Source organism: Streptomyces sp. NPDC007157, assembly GCF_040634235.1.
Taxonomy (GTDB): Bacteria; Actinomycetota; Actinomycetes; order Streptomycetales; family Streptomycetaceae; genus Streptomyces.
On sequence record NZ_JBEYFE010000007.1, the window covers coordinates 383,842 to 394,857 of the forward strand.

At 73.1% G+C, this 11,016-nt stretch carries 6 protein-coding genes and 1 pseudogene; 5 read left to right on the forward strand and 2 right to left on the reverse strand.

Translation table 11 applies throughout. From position 1 onward, the window contains the following. Positions 1 to 14 precede the first annotated feature (14 nt). From ABZ642_RS16460 to ABZ642_RS16470, 3 genes are all read left to right on the forward strand, one after another. The gene (locus ABZ642_RS16460; protein WP_360483414.1) at positions 15 to 992 is read left to right on the forward strand and encodes a hypothetical protein; all 978 of its coding nucleotides are present in this window, start codon (positions 15 to 17) and stop codon (positions 990 to 992) included. Beyond that, positions 944 to 1,237 (forward strand): hypothetical protein, encoded by a 294-nt coding sequence (locus tag ABZ642_RS16465; protein WP_360483416.1) that lies wholly within the window; start codon positions 944 to 946, stop codon positions 1,235 to 1,237. Before ABZ642_RS16460 ends, ABZ642_RS16465 begins: the two co-directional genes overlap by 49 nt. 490 nt (positions 1,238 to 1,727) lie before the next feature. Continuing rightward, positions 1,728 to 5,273: a hypothetical protein gene (locus ABZ642_RS16470; RefSeq protein WP_360483419.1), complete on the forward strand. Its 3,546-nt coding sequence runs from the start codon at positions 1,728 to 1,730 to the stop codon at positions 5,271 to 5,273. Positions 5,274 to 5,648: 375 nt separating this feature from the next. Here the strand turns inward: ABZ642_RS16470 and ABZ642_RS16475 are convergent, their stop codons facing one another. Continuing rightward, positions 5,649 to 5,783 (reverse strand): hypothetical protein, encoded by a 135-nt coding sequence (locus tag ABZ642_RS16475; RefSeq protein ID WP_360483422.1) that lies wholly within the window; start codon positions 5,781 to 5,783, stop codon positions 5,649 to 5,651. Positions 5,784 to 7,088: 1,305 nt separating this feature from the next. Then, positions 7,089 to 8,033: pseudogene (gene cas7c / locus ABZ642_RS16480) on the reverse strand (type I-C CRISPR-associated protein Cas7/Csd2). A 147-nt stretch (positions 8,034 to 8,180) separates the two neighbouring features. On the opposite strand from cas7c, the gene ABZ642_RS16485 reads away from it, so the two are divergent. Both ABZ642_RS16485 and ABZ642_RS16490 read left to right on the forward strand, forming a co-directional pair. Further along, positions 8,181 to 8,654, forward strand: coding sequence for a hypothetical protein (locus ABZ642_RS16485; protein WP_360483425.1), 474 nt, complete (start codon positions 8,181 to 8,183; stop codon positions 8,652 to 8,654). A 155-nt stretch (positions 8,655 to 8,809) separates the two neighbouring features. Then, the gene (locus ABZ642_RS16490; protein WP_360483428.1) at positions 8,810 to 10,894 is read left to right on the forward strand and encodes a tetratricopeptide repeat protein; all 2,085 of its coding nucleotides are present in this window, start codon (positions 8,810 to 8,812) and stop codon (positions 10,892 to 10,894) included. The last annotated feature ends 122 nt before the right edge of the window (positions 10,895 to 11,016 follow it).

Genomic DNA, 11,016 nt, shown 5'->3' on the forward strand with positions numbered 1-11,016 from the left:
CAGAAGGACTGACGATGAGTCATGAACGTGAGGTAGCCCAGCCCGGGCTGCGCCGGGTGCTCCAGGACGTCGTGCACGCCCTGGAGGAGGAGGCAGTTACGACCCTCGCCGCCTGGCTCGACATCCCGGTGCCCTCCGGCCTGTGGGGGAGGGACCTGCCCGAATGGATCAACGAGCAGCTGCAGCGGCTGCCGGACCCCAAGGTGTTCGACCTGCTGGAGCAGGCCCTGACCTCGAACGGCGTGTGGGGATCGTCGGCCTACGACGAGCGGGTCAACAAGATCCTCAACGAGGCCGGAATCGCGCTCGTGATGGTTGACGGCTCCTTCCTTGAGGACGACGAGGGGGCCGAGGAACTGGACGTCCAGGACGCCACCGTCCGCCCGCTGACCCCGCTCACCGGGAAGTACGACGCCGCCCGGAGCAACTGGTCCAAGGCCCTGACCGCCCAGAAGGCCGGGGACGACCGCCAGGCCGTCGCGCTGGCCGTCAACACCCTAGAGGGCGTTGTCAAGATCGCCTACGGGCAGAAGGACATCAACTCCGGACTTCGCCGGCTGTTCCCCGAAGGCGAGCGCACCCCCCCTGTGCCAGGCGATCAATCAGCTGCACAACTACGGCTCCGCGATGCCGTGAGTGCGCCACGGTGGCGGCCAGAAGGACGTGCAGCTGACCCGGATCGAGGCGCTGGGCGTGGTGCGGGCCGCCGCCGTGTGGATCGTCATGCTGATCAACCTGGACAAGGAGGGCCGCTTCTAGGCCCGCCGGAGGTCCGGCGCCGACGCCCGCGGCGCCCGCGGACCGGCGATGCCGCCCCTGCCCCGGCCGGCCGTGCTGCCGAGGACGTCGCCCGTGTGTGGTGGGCGGCGGCGCTCGACGTCGGACTGCCGTCCGGCGCGCTCGCCGTCGCGGGCCACCTCGCCAGCTCGCCGTCGCGGACGAGGTGTGGCTGCCCCTGGCGTGGCGCAGCGCCGCGCACACCGCGGCCCTGATCGACGCCAGCTACGTCGCCGAGCGCGCCGCCGGCCACCCGCACTGTCCCGACGCCCTGCTCCTGGCCGCGCACCTGCTCACCCCCACCGCGCCCGGCCCCGGGTACGACACCGAGGTCCGCCAGCACGCGCAAGCCCTGTTGGAGGGCGCCGTGGCCCTGCCCGCGGCCGAGCGCCCGGCCGAGACGGAGCAGCTGCGCCTGGCGCTGATCGACGGCGGCGAAATCCAGGCCGCCCGCACCTGACGGAACCGGACCGCGGGCCGGCACGCTGCCGCGCGCGAACCGGCCACCCCTTGGGCGGAGTTGGCCGCCACCGGCGACGTCCGCTGCGCTTGGACGCGAAGCACCGCCCTATGGAGTTCACAAATTCACACACTTCCACGCACGAATTCAGGCGCTGGTGATCGGCTGTACGGAGAGCGTCGCTGTCCTGACGGATTCAGACGGACATGCGAAAGTCCCGCCCAGAGACACGGCAGGCAGACAGGTGGTTTTGGCGGATTGGCCATAGCCGGCCGAGGGCGGCGGCTGGCGGGCTACGGTGCTGCGGTGAACGATGAGGCGGGGGCGCCGGCGGGCGCGAGCGTGCTGCCGGTGGTTGACGAGGGTGCTGGCCGGGGCTCTGGTGGCCCAGGGTGAGGCGGGCGTGCGGGCGTTGGGGTTGCTGCAGGATGCGCACCGGGCGCTGACGGGGGTGGGGTTTGTACGGCCGTCGGAGGTGGCTGCGGCGTGTGTGCGGTCCGCGGCGGACGCGCTGCTGGGCCTGCCCGGCGCCCCGGTCACGGCGGGCCTCAAGCCCGCGGCGAAGGACCTGCTGGCCGCGGTGGACGCCCTCGGGCCGCGGGCCGCCGGGGACGCCCCGCCCGGTGAGCCGGCTGCCGCGCCGGCCCGTACCGGACAGCCGGCCGCGGTCGGTGCCTGCGACACCGCCGGCTCCGGGACGGCGGCGGCCGGTTCGCCGGGTGTGGGGTGGGAGCGGGTGTGGGCGGCGGCGGAGGTGCTGCGCGGCGAGCTGGGGCGCCCGGGTGGCTACCACCGGGCGCGGGCCCGCGGGATCGTCGAGCGGCTGCTGGGCGTCCCGCTCGGTGTGGCGCAGGAGACGGCGCTGGATGTGTGGGGCACGGTCTACGGCGCGGCGTCGGGCATCCTGCACGGCCGGGCGGCCTGCCCCGAGGAGGCCGTCACCCTCTACACCGACGTCCTTGCCGCGGCCCGGGAACTGCTGGTGCCGCTCCCGGACCGCGCCGCCCGCGTCCTCGAACTCGCCGCCCTGGCCCAGCCGGGCTCTTCCGAGGCCGCCGAGCTCGCCCGCTGGGCGGACCCGCGCGCCGCCGATTACTTCTTCCGCTCCGGCCCGGCACCGGCGTGGCTCGCGGTTCTGCAGGAGCACGCGCCGCACCTGCTGATGCCGGACACCGCGGCTGACGGACGGTGGCCGGCCGCCCCGTTCCTCGACCACGTCGCCGATGCCGACCCCGGCGCCGCCCGGGCCTGGCTGGCCGCACCCGCCGGCGACGACGCCACCGCGGTGGCCCGCGCGCAGCAGGTCGCCGCGGCCGGCCGGCTGGCCCTGGATGCGCTGCTGGACCTGGCCGTCCGCCACCCCGGCGTCGTCGATGCCGGCCAGCTGCGCGCCGCCCTCACCCATCCCGGGGTACGGGACGGCGGGGGTCCGGCGGTGGGGGCGACGCTGCGCCTGGCAGCGCGGTGGGCCCGGAGCGTTCCGCGCACCGGGCGCACCCGGGAGTGGATCCTCGCGGTGGAGAGGCTGCTGGCCGGGGCGGTCGACGACGAGCACGCCGGCCACCGGTCGCTGCGGGCGGTCGCCGAGCGCGTGGCGGCCGCCGAGAACCAGGCCGCCGAAGTCCTGGCCGGCGGCGGCCATGCGTCGGCGGCCGAGGCGGTGGTCGCGGCCGCGGTCGCCGAGGAGGAGAGGGCGCGGGAGGTGATCGCCGATCAGACGGCCGGCCGGCTGCCCGGTCACGAGGTCGCGGTGCTGCTGCGCGAACTCGCCCGCACCGCCTACCCGGACGGCCGCGACGCCGACGCGCACCCGAACATCACCATGATCCGGGCCGTGCTGGCCGGCCTGCTCGCCCGCGACGTTGCCCTGTTGCCCGAGGCCTCCGGCCCGCTAGTCTTCGGCGCCGACCTCGATGAGGTGCACGCGGGGGATGCGTCCGCGTACGGCGGGCCGAGGCTGGCGCGCACCGTGCTCGGCCTCGCTGCGGCGGACGCGGACGCTGGCGTGAGGCTGCCGGTGCGTACCCGCAGTTTCTCCCGGGTGGCGGCCGCCGACGGCCGGCTCCATGACCGGCTGCTCGCCGCTCACCTCGCCGCCCGCCCGGCCGCCGGATCTCCGGCGCACGACGGCGACTTGGCCGGGCGGGAGTGGTGGGAGCAGGCCGCCGGTCTCGTCCCTGGGCTGGTGGCCGCCGAGCCCGCCCCGGAGCCGGCCCGTCTCGTCGCCCTGGTGTTCGATGCCTGCCCGCGCGAGCGCGTCGCGCAGCTGGAGGCGGACGTCCGTGCGGCGCTGGGCACTCCGCCGTCGGCCGCTCTGCTTGCCGAGGTCCTGCCCGCCGGCGCTGAGCGGGTCGACTGGACCGTCGAGCCGCTCGTCTCCTGGCTGCGGGTGTGGGACTGGTCGCCGGTCCTGCCCGCACAACTGCTGGCCGGCTGGGAGCCGCTACTGGACGCGGTGAATCGCCTTCGCCCTGACGGCCCGCCGGACCCGCGGACCGCTCCCGTCCTGGAGCCGGTCAGGACGACCACGGTGCTGGATGCCGAGGACCTGGCCGAGGTGGCCGCCGAGCAGGGTCCGGCGGCGGCCGCCGCCGCACTGGCCGCAGTGGAAGATGCCGGCGACGGCGGGTACGCGATGGTCCTGCACCGTCTCGTCGCCGCCGACCCGGCCGTCTGGACCGCCGACGTGCCCGCGATCCTGGCCGCCCTGCAGCTGCCGGAGCTCGGGGCGTTCTACCTCGCTGCGGCCGCCGTCCTCGCCGACCGCCCCGGCGCCCTCCCCGCCGGTGCGCTCACGGACGCCGTCACCGCGGCGCTCGGCCTGCGCCGCCGCCTCGACCAGACCGGCCCGGCACCCGGCACCGACGATGCCGGCGAGCGGTCTGACGCGGTGTACTTCGCCGACGAGGCACTGTTCGACCTGCTCACCCTCGTGTGGCGCACCGACACCGCCCTCCCTGCCGACCAGGAGACGGCCGTCCTGGCCCACCTGCACACCCTGGCCGCTCCTCTGGCCCGCCCCGCCACCGCCCAGGAGGCCCCCGCCGACGGTCCCGGCCCGGCAGACGGCGGCCAAGGGGAGCCGGTGCTGTGGCTCGGCTCGGATCCGTCCGTGCGGGCGTTGAGGTGCCTGCTCGAGTACGCCGTCCACCAGGCCCGCACGCAAGGGGAGATGCCTGCCGGCGTGCTGGAGGCGGTGGCCGGCGCGCTCGCCGCGCGCGGGGACCAGAACGTGGTGGCCACCGCGATCGGGGTACGTCTGCCCGCTCTGCACCGCTACGCCCCTGCCTTCGCCGCCGCCCACCGGGCCGCGCTGTACGGTCTCGTCCCCGGCCGTCCTTCGCCGGCCGCCTCCTGGCTGCGCTTTGGACCGTACGACCGCGAGGTCCTCGCGGCCCTGGATCGCGCCGAGCTCCTCGGCGCCCTGCGAGAGACTGCCGGGGGCGCGCCCGATGCCGCCGGCCACACGGCGGCCGCGCTCTTGGCCGACTCCGCCGTCCTGGGCGATCCGGCCGTCTTCTGGGCCGAGTTGGCCACGGGCGCCGGGGGAGCGGATGCGGTGGGTCGGCTGCTGGCCGCGATCGCCTCGCTTACCCCGCGCGCCGACGGTCCGGTCCCGCCCGATGGCGGCGCGCGGCTGGCCGCGGCGGCCGGGTTGTGGCGCGCCGCGCTCGCGGCCGGCCTGCCGCCCGGGGCGCTCGCCGGCGCGGGCGGCTTCGCGGACGCCGGCCTCGACGATGACCTGTGGCTGTCCCTGACGCGGGCGAGCGCCGAGCACACCCCGGCCCTGACGGACGCCGACCTTGTCGCCGAGCGCGCCGCCCACCACCCGGACAGCGAGGACGCGCTCCTGCTGGCTGCTCAGCTGGTTGCCCACCCCGCCAGCGCCGGGAAGGACACAGCCGTACGACGCCACGCCCGCGCCCTCCTAGACGCCGCCGCAGCGCGGCCCGCACACGAACACCCGGCCGCTCTTCGGGCGTTGAGGGAGGCACTGGTCAACTCCGGTGCCCTCGACGCCGCTGCCCGCGGGTGAGCACCCGACGCCGTGCCCGCGCCCGCTCTTCGGGAGATGCCGTACGGGTACGGGTTCGAGCGGGCCTGCTGACCGCTCGCTGACGTTTCCAGCTCACGCCCCGGGATGTCGGCACGCATCTATGGATGCGTCATGGTGGAGTTACATGCCCTCTGACCTGCACATACATGCTGGATGCGACTCGGGGGTGGTAAAGTTTTAACTGTCGGCGGAGGGTGTCTCCAGCCGGCGCAGAGAGACCCGGCCCGGCGCCATCCGGGCCAGGCCCCTCCACGCAGTTCACGAGCCCGGCCGAGTTCAAGGCGGCCGGGCTCGCTGCGTTCAGCAGCGGGGCACGGACCGATTTCGACCGGTCGTGAGGCGGACCCAGTGACGTCACTGAGCGAACTGCACCGCCAGCGCGATGACCGCCACCAGCAGACTTGCCGCCGTCAGGATGACCTGCCACTTGTCTGGCTCAGGCCACTTTCCCCGGTCGGGCTTGTCCAACGGAGCACCCATCAGCACCACCTCACTTTCCCCTCCCGGTCCGGCACCAGGCGTGCTGGTCCCGGGGGGTCCGTGAACCGGCAGCCGCTGCTGCTCAGTTCGGGAGGATCTCTGAGGCGACGCCTACAGTACCCTTGCTTTCCAAGGGGCGTGACAGGCTTTGGCGCTGAAAGTGTCCGAGGAGCTGTCAAAGTATTCAGATTCGAAGGTGTCGGTCTAGATGGCTCCACAGTAATCACAGGCTGGTCTGTCCGCGTACCTATGAATCGGGGGCAGATTATTTTGAAGTCGCTGCCGTCGGCGCTGGTCGTCATCAGGCGGGCGGCCAGGGGTCCACGCTGATGATGTCGCCGTGCCAGCCGCGTTCGGCCAGGCCGCGTGCCAGGTGGTCGGCGATGGCGGACATGGGGGTCGGGTTCTCGGTGGCGACGTCGATGGACTGGCTGAGCCGGTCGACCAGGCCGTTCGGCCCGCGCCCTGCACACGCAGTCGTAACGGCGGCACCCGCCGACCGTCAGCTCTCAGAACCGCCCGCCTACCGCGGGATAAACGCGGCGAGTCGGCGTGGAGGCTGCCCCGCCCTGCGCCGGCCGTGTCCCGCGCCTGCTGCAGTTCGTCCAGTTCGTCGTCGGTGAGGCCGTCGACCCAGGCCTTCATCCGCTGGTGCCCGGCCTCTTCCGCATCACGCAGCTGCCGGTCGTACCAGTCGAGTTCGTCCTCGTCCGGGATCCAGTGGCGCACGGCCGTGTCCCGCGCGCGCCGCTCCTCGGCCCGTTCGGCGGCCTGCTCGGCGATCTCGCACGGGTATCCCGCCCGCGACTGGGGCTCGGGTCCGGTCAGGATCCGGGAGGGGGCGGCGAGCAGCGCGCGGGTGGTCTCCTCGCTGGCGCCGCACGCTGCGGCGAAGCCAGCCAGCAGCTCCTCGCTGGGCAGGCGCCGGCCCGTGAGGGCGTTGTGCAGGGCGCTGCGCGAGATTCGGCCCGCGGCCGCGGGCGAGGCGGCCAGCTGACGCAGGCTCGGCCCGCCCGCGGCCACCCGGATCTTCTCCAGCGCGGTGGCCAGGCCCGCTCGGGTCGTGATGCCGCGCCCCGGTACGCACGCAGCCGGTCTCCGGACCGGCCTGGGGCGTACGGCGGCCGCCGCCCACACCCGCGCGCCCTCCTCCTCGTCGGCCTCCGCACCCCGGGCGAACGCGTGGACGGTCCGCAGCGTGGGAAGCCGCCGGTCCAGGACCCGGCGCAGGGTGCATGCCGAGACCGGCAGCTTTCCGGCGCCGGCCCGCCGCGACAGAGCGGCGAAGGTGCGCCGCCCCTTCGCCGCCCGCAGTCAGCCGCGCGGCCGCGCCAGCTCCCGCTCGGCAGACCCGGGTGCCTCGGGCATGCGGTTCTCGTCAATGTCGATGCGGTCGGCGTAGTCGTCCCAGGATCGGGCTTCGCTGTGGCCGAGCGGTTTGATGCGGATGAGGTCGAAGAGTTTGTGGGCGGGTGCTCGGCCGTAGGCGTCGTCGTGGGTGAAGATGTACAGGCCGCGGATGGCCATTTCGCCGCGGGAGGCGGCGCGGTCGTGGTCAAACATCATGGTCATGGCGTGCCAGTAGGCGGCCAGGTCGTCCGGGGTGACGCCGGCTTTCGTGCCGAGGGCTCCGGAGTAGAAGCCGTGGCCGCGGTAGAGCCCGTAGGGCACGTAGTGCTTGTTGCCCATCTCGGTGACCTTGCCGTTGGCGAGGTCTTCGGGTTTGTTCGGGGCGACGCGGGTGATGCCGGCCTCGAGCGGGGTGACGGGGTCGATGGAGCGGGAGAAGGTGAGCTGCATGGGGCCGCGGGCTCTGCCGGCGTGCTTCTTCTGGTCGCCGACGGACATGACGGCGCCGAAAAGGCGTACGTCGTAGAAGTTGCGGATCATCCACTGCTGGGCGGTGGCGGTGTCGCCTTCCGTGGTGCCGCCTTCGTGGTAGGCGCGCTGGATCTAAGGGTTGAGGGCGACGCCTTCCTCGACGTACATCTCGAAGCCGGGCTGCCCCTGGTGGGCGAGGGTGACGGTGTTGCGGATCTTTCGCTTGAGGGCGACGTCGGTGATGATGCCCTGGCTGGTGATGGGGTCGGTGCGGGGCATGCCGCCGGCGTCGGGGTCGCCGTTGGGGTTGCCGTCCTTGACGTCGATGAGGAAGGCGTAGTCGTTGGGGAAGTGAACCTCGACATGGACACCCGCCTGAACCTCACCGCGGTCACCGTGCCAGGCCCTCGCATCCCGACAGACGCCGGCGCCGAGCAGTCAGCCGACCGGCTGAGTTCGCGTGCAGTCGAAAGCGCCCGTACTGGGGTGCCGGGGAGCCTTCAAGAGGGTTACTGCGAGAGGGGTGCGAGGGCCCCGCATGCGGCGCTACCGTCCTCATCAACACCGATTTGGGGGGAGGTCTGGATGCTCGACCAGGCATTGATCGCACTGGCCGCGTCCGGCGGGACGGCGCTGGTGACGGCGGCGGGGACGGACGCATGGACGGGGCTGCGGCAGGCGGTGGCGGGCTGGTTCGGCCGGGGCGATGCGCGGCGTGAGCAGGCCGAATTGGAGCGCCTGGACCAGACCGCGGCCGCCGTGCAGGCAACCGACCCCGCCGTGGCGGAGCAGGCCCGCGACCGGCAGGAGACCGTCTGGCAGACCCGCATCGAGACCCTGCTGGAAAGCCTGGACGAAACCGAGCGGGAGCGGGCGGCCGAGCAGCTGCGCAGCCTGCTCGCACAGCATGCCCCGCAGGGCGGCGTAGTCGCCGGACCGGGCGGGCTGGCCGCGAACACGGTAGACATCCACGCCGCGCAAGGCTCGATCGCGGCTGGTGTGATCCACGGAGGGGCCCAGATCGGCACCCCTCCCATGCCGGCTCCGCCCCAGGGCTGAGCGGACCGGCCACCACAAGCCCACCCGAAGTCCCGCACCACCCTGTCGGCGACGGCACCAGGAGCATTACCGCGACCGGCGGCGGCTTCGCCGTCGGCAACGTCAACGGGGGAATCCACCAGCATCGGCATTCCGCCCCCCGGCGCGAGCCCGCAGTGTGGCCGCACCAGGTCGGTGTCATCCCCTCCCGGGCGCAGTCCTTCCAGCACCGCGACGAGGCGGACCGGCTGCAGGCGACGGTCGACGGCGGTGGCACCGCGGTGCTGCGCCAGGTGCTGACCGGCATGGGCGGGGTGGGCAAGACCCAGCTCGCCGCCGACTACGCCCACACCGCCTGGGACACCGGCGGCCTCGACATCCTGGTCTGGATCACCGCCAGCGCCCGCTCGCCCGTCGTGACCGGATACGCGCAGGCCGGCCTCGAACTGTGCCGAGCCGACCCCGATGACCCAGCACAGGCAGCCCGCTCCTTCCTGGCCTGGCTAACCCCGAAGGACGGGCAGCGGCCGTGCCGGTGGCTGATCGTCCTGGACGACCTCGCCGACCTTGTCGTCAACCCCGACGACCCCGACAACCGGTTTAGCCTGTGGCCGCCTGCCAGCCCGCACGGCCGGACCCTGGTCACCACCCGTCGCCGTGACGCCGCCCTGACCGGGGAGGGACGCCGCCTGGTCGAGGTCGGACTGTTCACCGAGGCCGAAGCCGTCGCCTACCTCGCCGCGTCTCTGGCTGCGCACGGCCGAGCCGAGCCCGCCGAACAGCTCACCGCCCTGGCCGCTGATCTAGGCTATCTGCCGCTGGCCCTGTCCCAAGCCGCCGCCTACCTCATCGACTCCGGCGAGACCATGGCCGCCTACCGCGACCTGCTGGCCGACCGCGCCACCACGCTCGCCGACCTCGCCCCCGACGCACTGCCTGACGAGCAGGCTGTCGCCCTCGCCGCCGCTTGGTCCCTGTCTATCGACCGCGCAGACCGACTTCGCCCCGCAGGCCTGGCCCGGCCCATGCTCCAACTGGCCGCCCTACTCGACGCCAACGGCATCCCCCACGATGTACTGACCGGCGAGGTGGCCCGCGTTCACCTCGCCTCGCACCGCACCGGCCAGCATCCCACCGAGGAACCAGCTCCCCTCGCCCGCTGGGACGCGGTACGCGCCCTGCGCGCCCTGGACCGGCTCAGCCTCATCGACCACACCCCTGACACCCCCCGCCAGGCCGTCCGCGTCCACCAACTCATCCAGCGCGCTACCCGCGACACCCTCACCCCCGACCAGCGAGAGCAGTACGCCCGCACCGCCGCCGACGCCCTCATAGCCGCCTGGCCCGAGGACGAGAGGGACATCCCCCTTGCTCAGACCCTGCGCGCCAACACTGACGCGCTCTATCGCCATGTCGGAGACGCTCTGTGGTATTCGGGCGCTTACCCAGTGCTCTTCCGTAACGGCGTGAGCCTCGGAGGAACCGGCCAGGTCCACGCCGCCACCTCCTACTTTCATCAACTCGCCAACGCCGCCCGTCACTGTGTCGGCCCAGACCACAGTGCCGCCCTAGCCGCTCGCTTCGAACTTGCCCTCTGGCAAGGGCAGTCGGGGGATGCGGCTGGCGCCTCGGCCGCGTTCGCCGAGCTGCTGGTTGACCAGGAGCAAGTACTTGGCCCAGACGACCCCCATACTCTGGCCACCCGAAGCCACCTGGCCCGGTGGCGGGGGGAGGCCGGGGACCCGGCCGGCGCTGGTCTCGCCACCGCTGAACTGCTGCACGTGATGCTACGTGTGCTGGGCCCGGACCACCTCGACACCCTTGCTGCCCGGGGCAACCTTGCCCGATGGCAGGGACGAGCAGGGGATGCGGCTGGCGCTGCCGCCGCGTTCGCCGAGTTACTCGCCGACCGGCAGCGAGTGCTAGGCGCAGATCATTCTCTTACCCTTGCCGCTCGCCACGGCGTCGCGTTTTGGAGCGCAGAGGCGGGGGATCCGGCTGGCGCCGCCGCCGCGTTCGCCGAGTTACTCGCCGACCGGCAGCGAGTGCTGGGCCCAGATCACCTCCACACCCTGGCCACTCGCCAGGACCTCGCTCGCATCCGCGGGGAGGCGGGGGATCCGGCTGGCGCTGCCGCTGCGTTCGCCGAGTTACTTACCGATCAGGAGCGGGTGCTCAGTCCAAACCACCCTCAGACCCTGGCTACTCGGCATAACCTCGCCCACTGGCAGGAGGAGGCGAGGGACGCGGCTGGTGATTAATCGACCGATTGATGAGCAAGATCAGTAACTGATCGTTTCAGAATGAGAGCTGGACGATCATTCGTTGTCGAGCCGCTGGAGAACCTGTGTGAAGTCGCCGTCGTCGAGCAGGCCGGCCAGCA